We start from the raw sequence: 18776 nt of genomic DNA on the forward strand, positions 1-18776 counted from the left end.
TAAAAAATAAGGAGTGAAGTTGGTTAATGTTTTAATAGGTCTTTACGGGCTTTATATTTTTATAAAAATTGTTTTGGAAATCAGGGAAGTTTTTTATATTAAAAAAGTTTTTCCCGAAATTGTTTCATTTATGGATGTTGAGGATTATAAAAATGCCGCTTTTTATGCAATATACAAACACACTTTAAATATTTTTAATGCATTAATCAGTATGTTTTTGGTTGTATTATGGATGAGTGGAGGTCTTTTTATTATTAATTTTCTGTTGTATAAGGGAACAATGCTCAGCGAACTGGAAATATTATTGATGTTTTTTGCAATTAATTATGTTTTGACTCTTCCAATTAATATCTGGGAAAAACAGATAGATAAAAAATTTGGATTTAATGTAGCGCCCTGGAAACTGTTTTTTGTAGACGAAATTAAAAAAATTATATTATTTTTGGTTTTAGGAGGAGCATTTTTTGCAGGACTTATCTATTTTATAGAACATTTCAAAAACTGGTGGATTATAGGGTTTATTTTTACTTTTACAATGGTAATTTTAATAAATATTCTATATCCGATATTCGCAAGTATGTTTAATAAATTTGAGCCTCTCAAAGATGAAGAGCTTAAAAATGATATCGAAAAGTTGATGGGAAAAGTTGGGTTTAAATCAAATGGTATTTTTGTAATGGATGCAAGTAAAAGAGATACAAGGCTCAATGCTTATTTTGCGGGACTTGGGAAAAGTAAAAGGGTTGTATTATTTGATACATTACTTAAAAAACTTAATAAGAATGAAATTTTGGCAGTACTCGGGCATGAACTCGGACATTTTAAACATAAAGATATTTTAAAAAATATCGCTGTTGTAGGTGTTATGCTTTTTATTGTTTTTGCAATTTTTGGAAATTTGCCAGATAGCCTTTTTAAAGAACTTCATATCCCAAAAACCGGAGTGAATATCATTATATTGGCACTGCTTTTTATGGATATGATTATGTTTATATTTCAACCATTTGTGAATTTAATAAGCCGTCACAATGAATTTGAGGCAGATGAAATGGGAAGTGAGCTTGTAAGTAGCAAAGCTTTAGCAAGCGCTCTTAAAAAACTTGTAAATGAAAATAAACATTTTCCACATGTAAGCAGACTTTATTCGTTTATTTATTATTCACATCCACCAATTCTAGAGAGACTTGAAAAATTAGAAAAGGTTAAAAATGAAAGTACTGATAACAGGAATAAGTAGGGGAATTGGGGCAGGGCTTGTGGAAGAATATTTAAATAGGGGTGATGAAGTTTATGGGATAGGAAGAAGCTGCCCTTTTGATATTCCTTTTTATAAGATTGATTTAACAAATATTGAAAATTTATATAAAGCAATTGATTCATTTGATATAAATTTTGATTTGGCAGTCCTAAATGCCGGAATTTTAGGGGAGATTAAGTTACTTAAAGAATGGAGCGTAAAAGAATTACAGGATATTTTTATGGTAAATGTCTGGAGTAATAAAGTTTTAGTTGATTTATTAGATGGCAAAGTAAAGAAAATTGTAATAATGAGCAGCGGAGCAGCTGTAAACGGAAATCCGGGCTGGGGAGGATATGCCCTTAGTAAATGTGCGGTTAATATGATGGTAAGTATTTATTCAAAGGAGATTAATACTCCAATTTTTGCAGTGGCTCCCGGAGTAATTGATACTGATATGGTAAGAAAAGTAATTTCGGCTGACAGGGGAAAATTCAGCTCAGTTGTAAGAGTTGATAAAAGCAGGGTTGAATTAGAAATAGGAGTTGAAAGGCTTGTTAAACTTTTTGATAATCTTGATAAATTTGAAAGCGGTTCTTTTATAGATATAAGAAATGTCGAATTTATTTAATACAATTATTTTAGGGGGAGGTGCCAGCGGGCTTTTTTTAGGGAGTCTGCTAAGAAAAAATTATTTAATAATTGAACATAATAAGGAAATCGGGGCTAAAATAAAAGTTAGTGGCGGCGGAAAGTGTAATATCACAAATAAAATTGTAAGCGAAAATAATTACAGAGGCGATAAAGAGTTAGTAAAAAAAACATTAAACAGATTTTCAAATAAAAATTTGTTAAATTGGCTTAAAAATAATAATTTAGAAGTAATTGAAGCTAAAAAGAATCAATATTTTTTTAAAAGTTCTGAAGTTTTAGTGAGTTTTTTTAAAAGAAATGTAAAGAATATATATAAAGCTAAAATTGTTGAAGTCAAGTTTGAAAATGATAAATTTAAAGTTGTAACCGATAAAAAAATTTTTTATGCAAAAAACGTGGTCGTGGCTACCGGCGGAATTAGTTTTAGAAAACTGGGAGCCAGTGATATTGGGTATAGGATAGCTGAGAGTTTTTCTCATTCAATTATACCTCCTCGCCCGTCACTTGTAAGGTTTACTGTTCAAAGGAGTGAAAGCTGGTTTAAAAATTTAAGCGGGGTTGGTTTTGGGGCTGAGGTTAGTGTAGGTGATAAAAAATTTAAGCAAAATATTCTTTTTTCCCACAAAGGTATAACAGGACCGGCAATACTTAATGCGTCTTTATGGTGGGATAAAGGAAAGATTATAATTAATTTTTTAAAAAAAGATGTTTTTTCTTATTTTAAAAATCCAAATAAACAAATCTCAACCCAGCTTCCTCTTCCAAAAAGATTTGTTAAAGAGTTTTTAATTTCACAAAATCTCAAAGATAAAAAAATAAAAGAGCTAAAACCCTCAGAAAAAGAAAAATTAAGGTTATTGAATAGTTATGAATTTGCACCGGCAGGAACTTTTGGATTAGAGAGGGCCGAGGTTACAAAAGGCGGGGTTAATACAAATGAGCTAAGTGTTTTTTTAGAAAGTAAATTTCAAAAAGGACTTTATTTTGCAGGTGAAGTTGTTGATATAACGGGTGAGCTTGGAGGGTATAATTTTCAGTGGGCATTTAGCTCTGCTTATAGTGTATATTTAGGTATAATTTCGCTCAAAAAAGGCGAAAATGAAACATATTGAACTGCTTAATTTAATATGTAAACACAGAAAAATAATTGATTTAGCCTATAAACAGAAAAAACTCCTCTCAGTTCCAGAGCCTCTTGTAGAAATTGGCCTTTTTAATAAAATCGGGGGATTTTATTATATTAATGAAATTTATTTAAATTTTGTAGACACCCTGCTTAGCCGTGCGGATTTAAGCTATATTGCAGAAGATTTTGAAAAAGAGTTTAGGAAACTCCTTGAATATAAAAATGAATATCAGTTTAAAAAAACTTCGGTGCTTTATGATTTGATAATTTCACTTGTCACAAAAATTTATCAGGGAATGAAAAACAGGGATAAAAGGGTTTTGGCTTTAATTGAAAATTTTGAAAAAGATGAAGAGTCCAATCTTGATTTTTTAATAAATGAAGCTAAAAAAATTTTACTTGATATTGAAGAAATTATGCAAAAAAATGAAACTATTTATAATCTGTTTGAAGAGTTTTTGAAATTTCAAGAGTTTGAAAATTTAATAAAAGATATTTTGGTTGATATTACCGCTTTGAATCAAAATATTGATTCATACCTTAAAAGACTCAGAGAATTTATAACCCAGACTGAGAAAAAAAGAAGATTTAATCAAAAACTTTTTAAAATTGCCAATATGATATTAAATGAAGATGTTAAAATTGATAATTTCCTTACAACCAAAAAATTTGTAAATAAACAAAAAATAGAGGTCTTTCCTGACAGTGCATATATGGATTATGAAAAGGCAGTTAAAGTTATAGGAAAATTTACAAAAGAAAAAAAAGTAAAAAAATCAAAAGTCAAAAAAGATATAAAAGAGGTAATAGAACTTATCAATTTAAAGCAGCTGCTTGAATATATAAAAGGCAGCGATGATATATTCAAAAGTATTATTGAATATCTGCCAAGGATTGACAGGGAGCTTATTAATGAAAGTGTAAGGGTTTTTGTTTATATACTTAACCATTATGACAGGGAAATTGAATATAAAAAAGGGTATAATGAATATAATGTAAGGATTGTTAAATGGAAAGCATAGTGTTTGATGTTTTAAGCAAAGGAATAATTGTTTCTACCAATTCGTCTAAATATAAAGAAGTAGCTGCATATCTGCTAGATGAAGAAAATTTTCATAATTTTAATTCATTGGTATCAAAACTTGGATTTTATCTGGTGGGGGAAAACGGATATTTTTATTTATCAAAAGAGTTAAATTCTACTGAAGAAGAAAAATTTTTTAATTCTCATAAGCAGATAATTTTGGCAATTGCCCAGTTAAAAAAAGTATTCATTCATTTAGATAAAGGGCATAAAATTAAAAAAAGTGAATTTATAAAAAGATTTGATTCTAAAAAGGATGAAAAAATTATAAAAGCGCTTTTTGATAAAAATGATTTAATGGAAATCACAGATAAACTTTTTAATATGTTGGAGAAAAATTTTGTGCTTGAATCAAAAAGTACTGATGAATATGTGGTTTTAAATTCAATTAATTATTATCTTGATATTGTAAATTCTATAAGCGAGGTAGGTGATGAATAAAATATATTTTTTTAATGCGGCTAATTTTAATTTTGCCGAGATTGATTTAAAAAAGAAAAATGTATTTTTTGTAGGAGATAACGGAAGCGGTAAAACCACGGCAATCAGGGCAATTCATTATTATTACAATTCAGATATGAAAGCTTTGGGAATTGACCCAAATAAAGAGAGTTTTAAAGATTTTTATTTCAAATATGACAATTCTTTTATTGTGTATGAATTTGATGATTATTTTGTATTGATGTATAAAAGAAGAGGTGAGATTAAAAAAAGGTTCAGCCATCAAAAATTTGATATAAACCGTGTTTTAAAAGGTGATGAAATAGTCCCTCTTGAAGAAGTGATAAATTATGCAAAAGAGGCTGGAAGTTATATGCCTCAAACTAACGATGAATTTAAAAAAATTATTTATGGACTTGATAGAAGGCATCTTGATTTTAAACTGACTTCAATTAAAAATTATAATACGTTTATAAACCTTTATAATAAAATATTTAATGTAAATAAAGCCGTATTTGATGCTAAAAGTATAAAAGAGACTATTTTTACTACACTTGATAGAATAGAAGCCGGTGAGATTGAATATGAGGATTTTTTAGAAAGAGTTAATAATTTCAGGCAATATTTTATTTTTTATAAATCTTTTAAATTGCAAGAAAGTAATATTGAAAAATTGTACTTGCTAAAAAATGATTTAATAAAGCTCCAGGAAGAAATAAATGATTTAATTAAAAAAATTTCATATAAAAAAGAGATTGAAGAAAAAGAAGTAGATAAAATAATTGAAAAAATAGGTTTACTAGAAAAAAGAAAAAGAAATCTAAATAAAATAATCGGACTTTTGGATAAAAAAATAAAAAATTATATAAACTGTTTTGATAAAGAGATATTAAAATTAAACTCTCAACTAGAGGAGATTAATAAATTAAAAGAAAAATTTTCTTTAGAAAAACTTCAAAAAGTTGAAAATAAAGTAAATAAAAAAGAGGAGATTAATTCAAAGCTGATTATATTTAAAACCTCTTTAAATGAGTTAATGAAAGGTATAAAATCCCAGGTAGATGAAATAGAAGAAGCTATTAATAGACTTAAAAGAGAAATAAGAATTTTAAAAGAAGAGATAAAAGCAGAGGAAATAAGACTCAAAAGAAATTTGGAAGAAATGTATCAGCAAAAAATAGAAGAAAAAAATGAAGAATTTATAAAAAGAGAAAAAGAATTAATAGAAAATATAGAAAAATTGGAAAAAGAAACTGAAAATTTTGTAGAAAAAAGAAATGTTTATCAAAAAGAGCTAAACGATGTTTCATTTAAGTACAGGGAAATTGAAAATGATTTAAAAAAAGAATTTGAAAACAGATTTAATGAGTTAAATAACGAAATTAAAAATTTAAAAAGAGAAAAAGAAAATTTAGAAGATGAAAATTATAAATTAAAAAGAATTCTTAAAAAATTAAAAGATGAATTAAATGAAAATATTGAAAAGACAGAAATTTATTATAAAAAAGAATTAAGTGAAATTGATAAAAAAATAACCTTTTATCAAAATATTTTAAAAACAAAACCAAATTCGTTTAAAGAATTTTTAGCTCAAAATGTGGAAAACTGGGAAGAAGAACTTTACCCTGTAATTGATGAGAATCTGCTTAATATGGATATAAACGAGCTAAAACCAAAAGTTGTAAGTGAAAGAATTTTTGGAATTGAATTAAATAAAGCTGTTTTGAAATCTATTCCCACAATGAAAGAAGCCGAAGAAGAAATAGAAAAGCTTAATGATCTAAAGACTGCTTTAAATGAAGAAAAAATTCAAAAAATAAATATCTTAAAAAAAGATTATGAATCAAAAGAAATTGAAATTACTTCGCAAATTGAGGTTAATAATGAAAAAATAAAAGAGATTGAAGAAAAAATAGAACTTCTTGAAAATGAAAAAAATGAATTAAATAAAAAATTACAAAAAGATTTAGAAAAATTAAAAAATAAAAAAAATGAAGAAGAAAAACTTATAAAAATAAATATTTCAAAAACTGAAGCTGTTATTAAAGATTTGAGAGATAAAATTGAAAATATCCGAAGAGAGATAAAAAGAAATAAAAAAGAGTTAGAAAATATTAAAAAAGAACTTTTAAAACAAAAAGAAAAAGAATTTATTGAAAAAAAAGAGATATTAAAAAAAGAATACAAAGAAAAAGAGAAGTTGAAAAATGAAAAAATTAATGAGCTTACTCAAAAAAAAGAAAAAATTTCAAAAGATGAAAGAATAATTGAACTCCAAAAAGAGATAGAAAATTTAAAAAATAAACTAAAAGAAATAGAAAAAGCTGAATATTTCTTAAGAGAATATAATGAAAAAAAAGAATTTATTGAAAAATTGCCTGTTATTAAAGAAAATATAGGAAAATTTGAGACTTACAAACAGAGAATTAATCAAACTTATGAAAAACTATATAAAAAATTAAATAATAAAATAAACAAAACTGAAATAAATATAAATGAATTGAATAAAAAACTTGAAATAATAAAAGAGGGATTAAAAAAAGTATCCGGCTTAAATTTAAGTGATGAAAAAATAGAAACTAATGAATATTTAAGCAATTTGGTTGATGAATATAAATTAAAAGATGGCGAATTTAGGGATAAGAAACTCAGTTTTAAAGAAGTTGCAAGTAAAATTAAAACTGCGCTTAATAGATTTGCAATAACCGGACTAGAAGTCAATTTTAATATAGAAAAACTCTCAGACTTAATCAAAGACGAGCTTGAAAAAGTGGACGAGCTTTATTTATTTAAAAATAAAAAATTTGAAGTATTGAATAAAACGAGATTAAAAGAACTTAAAAACCTTTTAGGAGGACTTCTTGAAAAAAGACTTGATAATTTTGAAAGAAGTAAGGAAGATTTTATAAATCAGGTAAGAAGAATCAATCAGAATCTCTCAAAAGTAAATTTTGGAATAATCAGAAATATAAAAATTGAATTGGAAGAAAATAAAAAAAGTGTTTTAAAAATTTTTGAGAATATAAAAAAAGATATTGATGAATTATTAGAATTTTTAGCGGAAGAATCGTTGTTTTTTGATAATATTATGAGTGAAAGAAAACTCAAAAAAATTGAAGAAGCATTTAATACAATTAAAAAAGAGATAAATAAAGAGAGTTTTTCATTAATAGATGTTGTTGATATTAATGTCAAATTTATTGAAAATGAAAAAGAAAACACCCTGAAAGTCATTAAAAATGAAAGTTCTACCGGTGGTAGTATTCTCCTAAAAATTGCAATTGCCGTAAGTTTGCTTGAACTGTTTATAAAAGAAAAAGCGGATTTATTTTTGATCTTAGACGAGGTCAGTGTACTTTCTACCAAAAATCAAAAACTGCTTAAAGAATATGTAAACGAAAGAGGACTAGGGGTGATTTATGTAACGCCTGATTTGCCTCTTGTGGATGTAGAGGGAATTGATATTTATAAATTCAGAAATATTGGCGGTGAATTTGAGGTAGTAAAACTTATAGCAGATGATGGGATAAAAATTGAAAATTAAAGATGCTTTGAAATTAAAAAATGGAGATTATATTTTAGAAAAAATACTAAATAAAGATAAAGTCTGGCTTTTTTTAAATGATGATAAAAAGATCCCAAAAGAGTTTTTTGAAATATATGAGAAAGTAGAAAGCGGATATCCTATTGAATATATTTTTAATGAAGTTTATTTTTACGGAGATAAATTTTTCATAAAAGAGGGCGTTTTAATTCCAAGAGATGATACTGAGGTTGTGGTTGAAAGGGCGATAAAATTAATTAATAAATTGAAAATTGAAAATGGAAAATTAAAGGTAATAGACTGTTGCACAGGAAGCGGGGTAATTGCAATTGAAATTGCAAAACACACAAATGCTACAGTAATAGCTACTGATATAAATGAAATTGCCCTTGAAGTTGCCAAAAAGAATGCAAAGCTGCATAATGTAGAGGCTGAATTTAAAAAATGCGATTTATTTAATGAATGTGCCGATGTTTTGATTGCAAATCCCCCTTATGTAGAAATTACTCATAAAAAGCCAAATGACTACGAGCCGGACGAAGCGTTTTACGGGGGAGTTGACGGGCTTGATATAGTTAAAAAAATTATTTTAAAAGCAAAAAAAATGAATTTTAAAGCTTTGGTTTTGGAAATTGGCTATAATCAACAATTATTATTAACAAAATTTTTAAAAGAACAAAATATTAATAATTTTGAATTTTTTAAAGATCTGGCAGGAAATATAAGGGGAGTAGAAATTATTTTAGATGAAAATAGTTAGTTATTCCATCAAGAAACATTTGAACTGAAAGAGCAATTAATAACATTCCCATTAATTTTTCTGCAGCGTTAAAAAATTTATACGGTATAAATTCAGCTAAATAAGTGAAAAAAAGTATTATAAGTGAGGTTAAAGTCCAGGCAATAATTGATGCAATGAATAAAATATTAAAATCATAATTATTTGATAATAATAAAAGCACTGCAAGCAGTGACGGCCCCGCTATCATTGGAATGGCAATCGGAACTATCAGTAAATCGTTTTTATCCGTAAATTCCGTTTCATTTGAGGAAAAAATCATTTTTATTGCTATTAAAAATAAAATTATTCCTCCTGCAATTGATACTGATGCTTCGCTGAGTCCAAAAAACTCTAAAATTTTTTTGCCAAAAAGAATAAAAATGAAAATTAAGAATAGAGATATTAATAATTCTCTTATAAGAATTTTAAGTTTTGTTTTTTTATCATACTGTTTTAATAAGGATATTAATACCGGTAAATTCCCGAATGGATCCATTATTAAAAAAAGTGTAAGTGTTATTTTTAAAATCATTTTTCTAATTTTTCATTCATTTTTATATATTCGGGTCTTGTTTCGACACACTGCATAGCCGGCGATGTATTTGTATTGTCTCTAAAAATTACAACACAGTGCATTCTCGGGTAACCCTGAGTGTCAAATTCATATACCCTCGGATTAACCCCTGAAGCTTCAATTGTATACGAAAGAGTGTTAACAGTTTTTTTGAAAATTCCAACTATTGTGTTCCAGTTAAAAGCAAAACTGAAATTAATAAAAATTGCAATAAATATTATCTTTTTCATATTGTGCCTTTTTGATATAATTATATATAAAAAAAGGCAATAATGGATATTAATAAACTCCTTAATTCCAAAGGGAGACTTTTAACTGAAATTTATTTTGAACTCCAAAAATATTATGATGAAATTTATCCAAACGCTGTTGTTTTAATGGAGGTAGGGACGTTTTTTGAAACATATGAGGCTGAAGGTATAGGGAAAGCTAGAGAAATTGCAAATGTTTTAAATATTCAGCTTACCAAAAAAAACAAATCCATTCCCGAAATTGATAAAAAAAATCCTTTAATGGCCGGATTTCCCAATCATGCACTTGATAGGTATCTTGAAAAACTGATTGATGAAAATAAATACACGCTAATTCTCATAAAACAAAAAGGTACTCCTCCAAATGTAAAAAGATATCTATCAGAAATAATATCCCCGGGGGTTAATCTTGAATATTCTAAAACATACGAAAATTATGTAACTTCAATAATTATAGAAAAATATTCAGCTTATCATGTGGGGTTTGCAAATATTGATGTAAATACGGGAAAAAGTTATATTTATGAAAATTACTCCACAAAAGATGACCCAAGTTTTGCCTTGGATGAATTATTTAGACTTTTGCAGACCTATAGATCAAATGAAATTATTTTAACTCTTAAAAATGTTGACTGCGATGAAATAGTAAATTATCTGGAACTTAGCGGAAAAAATATAATTATCAACAGAGCAAGAATGAATATAAATTACCAAAATGAAATTTTTAAAAATGTTTACAATATTAATTCTCTTCTAAGCCCCATTGAAATCATGAATTTGGAAAAATACCCTCTAATTACAGAAGCTCTTGGAATTTTACTTGAATTTGTAATAGCCCATAATAATGAACTTATTAAACATATTCAACTGCCGGTTTTAATAGAAGATGAAAATTTTGTATATCTAGGTAACAATCCTATAAAACAGCTTGAAATTGATAAAGTTTTAAAACTTATAGATAAAACAAAAACTCCAATGGGGAAAAGGTTAATAAAAGAAAGACTTTATAATCCTATAAAAGACGAAGAAGAGCTTAATAAAAGATATAAAGCTGTAAGTTTTATGCTAAACAGATATCACGAATTTGAAGAACTGCTCAAAAATATTTATGATTTGGAAAAAATCGACAGAAAAATAAAATTAAAACGTCTTCATCCTTTTGAACTTAATTTTTTGGTAAGTTCTTTGAAATCTTGCAGTGATATATATTTAAAACTTAAAAAAAGAACAACTAAGATTGATAATTATTTAAATTATATAGAGCGTCAATTTGATTTGGAAAAGGTAAATGTAAAACTTGAAGATATTAAAGAAAGTTTTTTTAAAGACGGGGTTGATAAAGAATTAGATGAGCTTAATAATGAAAAAAAATATTATGTTAATCAACTTTTAAAATTAAAAGAAAATATAGAAAGCTTAGGGGATGTAAAGGTAGAAATCAATAAATTGGAAAAAGAGGGGTTTTATTTATCTCTTACAAAAAACAGATTTAATTTAATTAAAGATAAATTTTTAAACAGTTTTTTAGAAATTGATAATAAAACACTGTTTTTTAAAGATTTGAAAATAAAAAATTTAACAAACAGTGTAAAGATTACAGGAGAAATTATAGATGAAATCAGTGATAAAATTTTGGCACTTGAAAATAAAATTATTAAAAAAACTTTTAAGCTGTATTTAAAAACTTTAAATGAAATGAATCGGGAATTTGATATTTTAAATAATCTATCAAATGAAATTGCCAAAATTGATGTGGCTGTGAGCAGTGCAAAAATTGCTAAAAAATTTAATTATTTTAAACCTAAAATTTCCAATAAAAGAGCAGTCTTTAAAGATTTACGTCATCCGTTAATAGAAATTAACCAGGAAAACGGGATATATGTACCAAATAATATTGATTTTAATGAATATGACGGAATGCTTTTATATGGAATAAACAGTTCTGGTAAAAGCTCACTTATGAAAAGTGTCGGAATTGCTCTCTTTTTGGCTCAGAGTGGATTTTTTGTTCCGGCTGAAATGGAGTATAAACCGGTTGACGGCATTTTTACAAGGATTGAAGCAAAAGATAATCTTTCAAAAGGGCTCTCAACATTTGCCGTTGAAATGCTTGAACTTAAAAATATTTTTAACAGAGCTACAAGTAATTCTGTTGTTTTAGGGGATGAAATAGCTCATGGAACTGAAACCCTCTCAGCCCTTAGTATTGTAGCAAGTGCAGTAGTGAAACTTGCTAAAAGGAAAATAAATTTTCTTTTTGCCACACATCTTCATCAATTAATGGATTTAGATGAAATTAAATTTCTGCCGAATGTAGTTGCTAAACATCTTGAAGTTCATTTTGACGGAGAAAAACTTATTTATGATAGGAAATTAAAAGATGGAAGTGGAAGTAGTGTATATGGTTTAGAATTTGCAAAATCTATTTATATGGATAAGGAGTTTTTGGAAACTGCTGAAAGTATAAGAAAAAAATTAAATAAAGAATATACTGAATTTGAACTGTTAATTAAAAAGAAAAAAAGCAGATATAATAAAAATTTAATAGTTACAACCTGTGCAATATGTGGAAAGCCTGTTGATGATGTCCATCATATTATCCCTCAGGAAAACGCAAAAGACGGGTTTGTAGGGCATATTCCAATTCATCATAAATATAATCTTATACCACTTTGTAAAAAGCATCATAAAATGGTACATGAAGGTAAAATCAGAATTACCGGATTTGTGACTACTTCAAAAGGAATTGAATTACATTGGGAAGAAGAGACTTAAGAGTTTAGAATTTCTACAGCTTTAAGCATAAGAAGTCCTGCCTCATTTACGCTGTTTCTTCCCAAATATTTAGCTTCTCTGGCTGCAATATAAGCTTTATCGAAACTTTCTTTGCTGAGGCCAGATTTTTTAACAGCTTCTTTTATATTTTCAGGGAGGATTCTAACTTTTTTCTCTTTTACATACATACTACCAGTTTCTGCGATAGCTTTTACAACTCTATAAATTGTTGGATTGATTGGTGCCCCAAAACCTTCTGGAACTCCACTCATAGCCTCATCCATCATTTTTCCGTATTCTGTTTCAACAATGTGCCCATCAGGCAATACTTCTAAAAACCCTTTTGATTCAAGTTTGTCAACTGCTTCAAATATTCTTGTTCTTTCTTCTTCATCTTTTCCTGCCAAAATATCCTCACATGAAATTCCAGTATCCGGAATCATTTTAAAAATATCCATTTCATATCTTGTCATAAATGGTAATTTTTTATGAGTTGCAATTTCTTCATACATAAGCCCTGATTTAGTTGGCTCATATGTTCCTAAAATTCTCTCTTTTCTAGCTTCTTCTACCCATTCTCTGTTTGGTGCTGAGAAAACTTTATTTGAAATAGCAAGTGTTTTTACAGACCAGCTGTGAATTGCTCTTTCGTCTTTTTGGTCTTCAATTACTTTTTTGCCGTCTTCTGTTACAAAATATACTGCTTTTCCTTTTTCATCCACACCTTCGGTAATTAATCCAAAAGCTTCAAGTGAATACAGATATTCTCTTAAATTAAAATTATCATCAAACCATTTTTTCTTATCTTCTAAATCAGAGAATTTTTTAGCAATTTCTTGTTTTTTCTTAGGCATTTCATCAAGTCTTCTGCCATATTTTTCAATAAGTTTTTTATATTCTTTAATTTTTCTTTCTATTAATTCTGCTCTAATTTCTTCAAATGTAGGTGTTTCTTCCGGATTGTTAGGTACTTTCTCATCCCAGATTTTTTGAATGGTTTTTAGAGTTTCAATTTCTTCTTGTTCAATAGCAAATGTTTTTAGAGGTTTGTCTGTTTTATCTCTATAGATTCTATAAACATCAAGAGCTTTTTCCCCAGCTTTTGTTAGTTCATCTACATTTGTTACATATCCAAGAGTTTCGAGGTTGGCCAAAGAGTCTAATTCAATTTCTTCTCCGTCAGCCACCTTTGCAATATCTTCTAAAATTGACAAATCAAGAACACTTCCTTCATTTGCCCAACCTCCGTAAGTTAATGTTTCTTTTACAGCCTGACCTAGTTCTGTAAAAGTAAAATATTCTCCCACAGGAATTGAATATGCAATTAATCTCATTGCTTCTAGTAAATCTTTGTTATTTCCTTCAATTGCTAAATAATGTGCATCGGTTGGTCCCATTGGAGATTTTCTGATGTAATCTGCCAATTTAGCATCTATTACTAATTCTGGACTTATTATTTTATACGCTTCATATAAATCAAGTGCTTCCTGAGTAAGTTCGCCGTTTTTAGCAAATCCTCTTTTTTCAAGTTCCGTATTTGTAATTTTAGTAGTTTTATTTTTATTTTTTGCAGCTGCATCAATCATTGCAATAACTTCGCTGCTGACCCATTTAAATTCATCTTTCCATTCATCTATTGATTGGATTTTGTCTTTTACCCTGTTTAAAACGTTGGCAATAATTTCCCCTCCATAAGTAAATTCCGCAACAGCCGGCATTGGAAATCTTATAATTCCGCTTAAAGTCAATTCTTCGACTGCTTCATTGTTAAGTGCTTCTGTTTTAATTGTTTTTGTGTCTGAATTTAATAACTCTAATATTATCTTTGCTGCTTCTTTTTTAATTACCATTTCTGCGCCTCCTCTTTTTTATTTTTTATAATTATAACAAATCATTTTATTTTAGTCAATATCACTAAAGGTTTAAATTAAAAGGTTTTTAGAAGAAAAAAAAGAGTTAGTTTTCTTCTTTATATGGATTTATAACCTTTGCAATCCATATAGAAAGACCGTATAAAACAAGAAGTGGAGTTGCCATAGCAAGCTGTGAAAATAAATCAGGAGGAGTTAAAACTGCTGCAACAATAAAGATAATAACTACAGCGTATCGGAAGAAATCTTTAAGGGTTTTGTCTGTAATAAGTCCCAGTTTTGCTAAAAAATACGAAAGTACCGGTAATTCAAATGCGATACCAAAACCTATCATTATTTTTAATGATACACTCACATATTCGCTGATTTTAAGCATTGCCACGAAATTTTGACCGCCAAAATTGATTAAAACCTTAAATCCTATCGGAAATACAACAAAATATGCAAATGCCGCACCTATATAAAACATCAAAGTTCCAAATACTACAAAAGGCAGTACTAATTTTTTTTCATTTTCATATAGACCTGGAGCAATAAATTTCCATAACTGATATAAAATCACAGGCAGGGATGCAAAAAGTGCCGTATAAAGTGACACTTTTACAGCAGTCATAAATGGTTCTACAAGATTTGTAAAAATCATTTCCGAATTTTGAGAAGTATGCAAAACATCTGTTGCGGGTTTTGCCAAAAAGGCAAAAATTTGTTTCCAAAACAAAAACGCAATTATGAATAGAATAAAAAATATAACTACAATTTTTATCAGTCTACTTCTAAGTTCCGCAATATGCGGTCTTAATTCATCAAGCATTTACATCTTTTTTTTCAGTTTTTTCAACTGTCGCATCTGTAACGTTTTTATTTTCTTCTATTTTTTCAACTTTTTCAACATTTTTACTGGTTTCTTCTTCTCCTTCTTTTACGGCATCTTTAAAGTTTTTAATACCCTTTCCAAGACCCTGGGCAAGTTCAGGTATTTTTTTGCCCCCGAAAAGTAGTAATACGATTACCAAGATTACAATTATTTGCCAAGTACCAATTCCCATAATAAATCCTTTTTGCAAAATTTTAGCATAATTTTAAAAAAAATATAGATATTTTGATAAAATTTTATAAATTAAAAAAAGGGAATGTATGAAATTAGCTGTTTTTGATTTTGATTCAACGCTTATGGATGGTGAAACAATAGATTTTTTAGCCGAACCTCTTGGACTTAAAAATAAAGTGTCTGCAATTACAGAAATGGCAATGAGAGGTGAACTTGATTTTTTTGAATCTCTTATAATGAGGGTAAAACTGCTTGAAGGGCTGGAAGTTAAAAAAGTTAATGAAATTTGTCATAATCTGCCTTATATGCCGGGAGCTGAGGAAACTATTAAAGCTTTAAAAAAAGACGGAGTCAAAGTAGTCGTTTTTAGCGGCGGATTTAGAAATGCTACAAGTTATGCAAAAAAAATTTTGGGATTTGACGCCGATTTTAGTAACACGTTGCATTCAAAAAATGGTATTTTGACGGGTCTTGTCGGCGGGGAGATGATGTTTTCCCATTCTAAGGGTGATATGTTGAAAAGAATTCAGGAAATTTTAGGAATTACATCAGAAGAAACAATGGCGGTAGGTGATGGCGCTAATGATTTGAGTATGTTTAAATATGCTAAAACAAAAGTTGCTTTTTGTGCAAAGGAAGTTTTAAAAAAAGAGGCTAATATTATAATAGAAGAAAAAGATTTGACAAAAATTCTGGAATTTATTTAAGGAGCAAGCATGACAAGTATTTGGGTTGATTATTTAGACAGGGAATTTTTAGATAATGAATTTAAAGATATGGTTGAGAGTGGAATGGTAAACGGTCTTACAAGTAATCCCGCAATTTTTGCAAACGCCCTTAAAAAAGATGTCTATAAAGAAGATGTTGCAAGATTAAAAGATAAAACGCCTAAAGAAATTTATGAAGAAAATGCTGTAAAAGATATACAAAAAGCTTGTGATGTTTTAAAAGAAAATTATGAAAAAGGAAATGACGGGTTTGCAAGTATTGAAGTGGACCCACGTCTTATTAACGACACAAAAGGGACTATTGACGAGGCACTAAGGCTTTATGATAAAATCGAGAGGGAAAATGTAATGATAAAAATTCCGGCAAATGAGGCTGGATATAAAGCAATGGAGGAACTTGCCAAAAAAGGGATAAATATAAATGCAACTTTGGTTTTTTCTCCTAATCAGGCGTTGAGGGCTTTTGAGGCAATAGATAAAGGCAATGTAAAGGGGGTAATTTCAATTTTTGTAAGCAGGTTTGACAGAAAATTAAATCCTCAACTTGGCATGCAGAATTTGGCAAAAGACAGAGTCGGGTTTTTTAATGCCATAAAAATATACAATTTGATAGAAGATGAAAAAAGTGAAAACATAAAAGCCCTTTTTGCCTCAACGGGTGTAAAACAGGATTATCTACCAAAAGATTATTATGTTCAGAATTTATATTTGCCAAATAGTGTATTGACCTTGCCTCTTGACGTAATTGAAGCAATTAAAGATAAGGAACTGGAAGAGAGTTTTCACTTTCAGACAAAACACATAGACGCATTTTTCAGTTTTTTAACTCCTGCTAGAATAAATATGCAAAAAGTTTATCAGGAATTGTTTGAAGAAGGGGTAAAAGCATTTGAGAAAGCATTTAATGATATGCTTTTATCAATAAAGGAATAAAATGACTAGAGAACAACTTGTAAAATATTTAAATTTTTTAGTACAAAAAGAAGGAAGCGATTTACATATAAAGGCTGGGGACGGTATTAGAGTAAGAATACAGGGAAAACTTGTACCGATTGAAAGTCCGAAATTAACTAGAGAAAGTGTAATAGAATTGCTTAAAGAAATTTTAAGAAGTAGATTTGATGAGATGGTTAAGAAAAAAGAAATAGATTTTAATTATAAGCTGGATGAGAATTACCGTTTTAGGGGGAATGCTTTTTTTCAAATTGACGGTCCAAGCATAGTATTTAGAACAATTCCCGTTAATATACCGACAATAGAAGATTTAAAATTGCCTCCCGTTATAAAAAAATTTACAGAAATAGAAAGAGGGCTGGTTTTGGTAACCGGTGTAACAGGTAGCGGTAAATCAACAACACTTGCAGCTATGATAGATGAAATAAATAATAAAAAAGCAAAACATATTATTACAATTGAGGACCCGGTTGAGTTTGTTCATAAAGATAAAAAATGTTTAATAAACCAAAGAAGTTTGGGGGAAGACACTTTAAGTTTTTCAAACGCGCTTAGGGCAGCTTTAAGAGAAGACCCTGATATTATTTTAGTCGGGGAGATGAGGGATTTGGAAACAATTGAAATTGCCTTGCATGCAGCCGAGACAGGTCATCTTGTTTATTCAACATTACATACATTGGATGCAAAAGAAACAATAAACAGAATTATAGGTGTATTTCCGCCGAGTGAACAGCATAGAATTAGAATGACTCTTGGAAGTGTGCTGGAAGGAGTTATTTCTCAAAGGTTAGTGCCTACAGTGGACGGAAAAAGAACAGCTGCAATGGAAATATTAATTAAAACACCAAGAATCAGAGAACTCATTTTTCAGGATAGGGATGAAGAGATCAGAGATACTATTGAAGAAGGTAAAAAAATATATGGTACTCAAAGTTTTGATCAGCATTTAGTTGATTTGGTACTTGAGGGAAGAGTGGATGAAAAAACTGCTCTTGAATACGCTACAAGCAGGGATGATTTTATTCTTAAACTTAAAAAAGCTAAACTTGACAAAGGTATTGAGGTAATAAGTGATGAAAAAATCGGTTTAAAAATTGATAATTAAAAAATTTTTGATATAATTTCACCTCAATAAATTTAAGGAGTAAACATGTTACAAGGAATTATCAGAGAGAGTACCTCAAAAAAAGACACTAAAAAACTCAGGAGGGATGGTTATCTGATTGCAAACGTTTATGGAAAAGGTCTTGAAAACATAAACGCTGCATTCAAAATGGGTGATTTTATTAAATATATGAAAAATAAAGAACATTTAATTTTTCCTGTAAAACTTGGGGATAAAGAATTAAAAGTTGTTGTTCAGGAATATCAAAAACACCCGGTAACAGGAGAACTTTTACATGTGGATTTATTAGTTGCACAAGACGGTGTAAAATCATATTATCATGTTCCTATTAAAGTAAAAGGAACTCCTATTGGTCTTAAAAACAAAGGTGTATTGATTTATCACAGAAGAAGAATTAAAGTGAAAGCTGCACCGGAAAATCTACCAGATTATTTTGAACTTGATGTAAGCAATCTAGATGTTGGTGACAATATTCTAATTAGAGATATAAAGATGCCAGAAGGTGTTGAATGCTACTTAAATCCTTCAATTCCAGTAGTAGGGGTAATTAAAGCTAAATAATTTCCCCTTTTTTATTTTAAA

At 28.5% G+C, this 18776-nt stretch carries 17 protein-coding genes; 12 read left to right on the forward strand and 5 right to left on the reverse strand.

What is annotated here, in order from left to right; genetic code table 11:
* The first annotated feature begins 13 nt into the window (after positions 1-13).
* The 7 genes from LNAT_RS03955 to prmC are packed head-to-tail and all read left to right on the forward strand — an operon-like array spanning position 14 to position 8846.
* On the forward strand, positions 14-1237 hold the full coding sequence (locus LNAT_RS03955) for a M48 family metallopeptidase (protein WP_238593984.1): 1224 nt from the start codon (positions 14-16) through the stop codon (positions 1235-1237).
* Complete coding sequence (locus LNAT_RS03960) at positions 1209-1868, forward strand: SDR family NAD(P)-dependent oxidoreductase (protein WP_096258616.1); 660 nt, start codon at positions 1209-1211, stop codon at positions 1866-1868. Before LNAT_RS03955 ends, LNAT_RS03960 begins: the two co-directional genes overlap by 29 nt.
* Complete coding sequence (locus tag LNAT_RS03965) at positions 1852-3003, forward strand: BaiN/RdsA family NAD(P)/FAD-dependent oxidoreductase (RefSeq protein ID WP_096258617.1); 1152 nt, start codon at positions 1852-1854, stop codon at positions 3001-3003. Before LNAT_RS03960 ends, LNAT_RS03965 begins: the two co-directional genes overlap by 17 nt.
* Positions 2990-4039 carry a hypothetical protein gene (locus tag LNAT_RS03970; RefSeq protein ID WP_096258618.1) on the forward strand — a complete coding sequence of 350 codons (1050 nt, stop codon included), beginning with the start codon at positions 2990-2992 and terminating at the stop codon, positions 4037-4039. Before LNAT_RS03965 ends, LNAT_RS03970 begins: the two co-directional genes overlap by 14 nt.
* Entirely contained in the window at positions 4027-4542 is a 516-nt protein-coding gene (locus LNAT_RS03975) for a condensin complex protein MksE (protein WP_096258619.1), read from the forward strand. The genes LNAT_RS03970 and LNAT_RS03975 overlap by 13 nt, the downstream gene beginning before the upstream one ends.
* Positions 4535-8086, forward strand: coding sequence for an ATP-binding protein (locus LNAT_RS03980; RefSeq protein ID WP_096258620.1), 3552 nt, complete (start codon positions 4535-4537; stop codon positions 8084-8086). Before LNAT_RS03975 ends, LNAT_RS03980 begins: the two co-directional genes overlap by 8 nt.
* Positions 8076-8846 carry a peptide chain release factor N(5)-glutamine methyltransferase gene (gene prmC, locus LNAT_RS03985; RefSeq protein ID WP_096258621.1) on the forward strand — a complete coding sequence of 257 codons (771 nt, stop codon included), beginning with the start codon at positions 8076-8078 and terminating at the stop codon, positions 8844-8846. The genes LNAT_RS03980 and prmC overlap by 11 nt, the downstream gene beginning before the upstream one ends.
* Here prmC and LNAT_RS03990 read toward each other — a convergent pair.
* Complete coding sequence (locus LNAT_RS03990; protein WP_096258622.1) at positions 8824-9399, reverse strand: MarC family protein; 576 nt, start codon at positions 9397-9399, stop codon at positions 8824-8826. The genes prmC and LNAT_RS03990 overlap by 23 nt on opposite strands.
* Entirely contained in the window at positions 9396-9671 is a 276-nt protein-coding gene (locus LNAT_RS03995; RefSeq protein ID WP_096258623.1) for a hypothetical protein, read from the reverse strand. Before LNAT_RS03995 ends, LNAT_RS03990 begins: the two co-directional genes overlap by 4 nt.
* A 42-nt stretch (positions 9672-9713) precedes the next feature.
* Here LNAT_RS03995 and LNAT_RS04000 point away from each other — a divergent pair, with 42 nt between their 5' ends.
* Positions 9714-12467, forward strand: coding sequence for a MutS-related protein (locus LNAT_RS04000; RefSeq protein WP_096258624.1), 2754 nt, complete (start codon positions 9714-9716; stop codon positions 12465-12467).
* Here the strand turns inward: LNAT_RS04000 and LNAT_RS04005 are convergent.
* The 3 genes from LNAT_RS04005 to tatA form a co-directional block, all read right to left on the reverse strand.
* The gene (locus tag LNAT_RS04005; protein WP_096258625.1) at positions 12464-14317 is read right to left on the reverse strand and encodes a DUF505 domain-containing protein; all 1854 of its coding nucleotides are present in this window, start codon (positions 14315-14317) and stop codon (positions 12464-12466) included. The genes LNAT_RS04000 and LNAT_RS04005 overlap by 4 nt on opposite strands.
* Positions 14318-14423: 106 nt before the next feature.
* Positions 14424-15149 carry a twin-arginine translocase subunit TatC gene (gene tatC / locus LNAT_RS04010; protein ID WP_096258626.1) on the reverse strand — a complete coding sequence of 242 codons (726 nt, stop codon included), beginning with the start codon at positions 15147-15149 and terminating at the stop codon, positions 14424-14426.
* Positions 15142-15384, reverse strand: a complete 243-nt coding sequence (tatA, locus tag LNAT_RS04015; RefSeq protein WP_096258627.1) for a twin-arginine translocase TatA/TatE family subunit — start codon at positions 15382-15384, stop codon at positions 15142-15144. The genes tatC and tatA overlap by 8 nt, the downstream gene beginning before the upstream one ends.
* A gap of 88 nt (positions 15385-15472) precedes the next feature.
* Here tatA and serB point away from each other — a divergent pair, with 88 nt between their 5' ends.
* From serB to LNAT_RS04035, 4 genes are read left to right on the forward strand one after another with little or no spacing between them, the layout of a single operon-like run.
* Positions 15473-16093 carry a phosphoserine phosphatase SerB gene (serB, locus tag LNAT_RS04020; RefSeq protein WP_096258628.1) on the forward strand — a complete coding sequence of 207 codons (621 nt, stop codon included), beginning with the start codon at positions 15473-15475 and terminating at the stop codon, positions 16091-16093.
* A 9-nt stretch (positions 16094-16102) separates the two neighbouring features.
* Positions 16103-17047 (forward strand): transaldolase, encoded by a 945-nt coding sequence (locus LNAT_RS04025; protein WP_096258629.1) that lies wholly within the window; start codon positions 16103-16105, stop codon positions 17045-17047.
* 1 nt (position 17048) lies between these two features.
* Positions 17049-18173, forward strand: coding sequence for a type IV pilus twitching motility protein PilT (locus tag LNAT_RS04030; protein ID WP_096258630.1), 1125 nt, complete (start codon positions 17049-17051; stop codon positions 18171-18173).
* Positions 18174-18218: 45 nt separating this feature from the next.
* Entirely contained in the window at positions 18219-18755 is a 537-nt protein-coding gene (locus LNAT_RS04035) for a 50S ribosomal protein L25/general stress protein Ctc (RefSeq protein WP_096258631.1), read from the forward strand.
* Positions 18756-18776 lie beyond the last annotated feature (21 nt).

Origin of the sequence: Lebetimonas natsushimae (assembly GCF_002335445.1) — a bacterium.
Lineage (GTDB): Bacteria > Campylobacterota > Campylobacteria > Campylobacterales > Nautiliaceae > Lebetimonas > Lebetimonas natsushimae.

Coding starts and splice junctions, on each gene's coding strand:
- LNAT_RS03960 (WP_096258616.1), top strand. CDS start 1,209: ATGAAAGTACTGATAACAGGAATAAGTAGGGGAATTGGGGCAGGGCTT.
- LNAT_RS03965 (WP_096258617.1), top strand. CDS start 1,852: ATGTCGAATTTATTTAATACAATTATTTTAGGGGGAGGTGCCAGCGGG.
- LNAT_RS03970 (WP_096258618.1), top strand. CDS start 2,990: ATGAAACATATTGAACTGCTTAATTTAATATGTAAACACAGAAAAATA.
- LNAT_RS03975 (WP_096258619.1), top strand. CDS start 4,027: ATGGAAAGCATAGTGTTTGATGTTTTAAGCAAAGGAATAATTGTTTCT.
- LNAT_RS03980 (WP_096258620.1), top strand. CDS start 4,535: ATGAATAAAATATATTTTTTTAATGCGGCTAATTTTAATTTTGCCGAG.
- LNAT_RS03990 (WP_096258622.1), bottom strand. CDS start 9,399: ATGATTTTAAAAATAACACTTACACTTTTTTTAATAATGGATCCATTC.
- LNAT_RS03995 (WP_096258623.1), bottom strand. CDS start 9,671: ATGAAAAAGATAATATTTATTGCAATTTTTATTAATTTCAGTTTTGCT.
- LNAT_RS04000 (WP_096258624.1), top strand. CDS start 9,714: ATGGATATTAATAAACTCCTTAATTCCAAAGGGAGACTTTTAACTGAA.
- LNAT_RS04005 (WP_096258625.1), bottom strand. CDS start 14,317: ATGGTAATTAAAAAAGAAGCAGCAAAGATAATATTAGAGTTATTAAAT.
- tatC (WP_096258626.1), bottom strand. CDS start 15,149: ATGCTTGATGAATTAAGACCGCATATTGCGGAACTTAGAAGTAGACTG.
- tatA (WP_096258627.1), bottom strand. CDS start 15,384: ATGGGAATTGGTACTTGGCAAATAATTGTAATCTTGGTAATCGTATTA.
- serB (WP_096258628.1), top strand. CDS start 15,473: ATGAAATTAGCTGTTTTTGATTTTGATTCAACGCTTATGGATGGTGAA.
- LNAT_RS04025 (WP_096258629.1), top strand. CDS start 16,103: ATGACAAGTATTTGGGTTGATTATTTAGACAGGGAATTTTTAGATAAT.
- LNAT_RS04030 (WP_096258630.1), top strand. CDS start 17,049: ATGACTAGAGAACAACTTGTAAAATATTTAAATTTTTTAGTACAAAAA.
- LNAT_RS04035 (WP_096258631.1), top strand. CDS start 18,219: ATGTTACAAGGAATTATCAGAGAGAGTACCTCAAAAAAAGACACTAAA.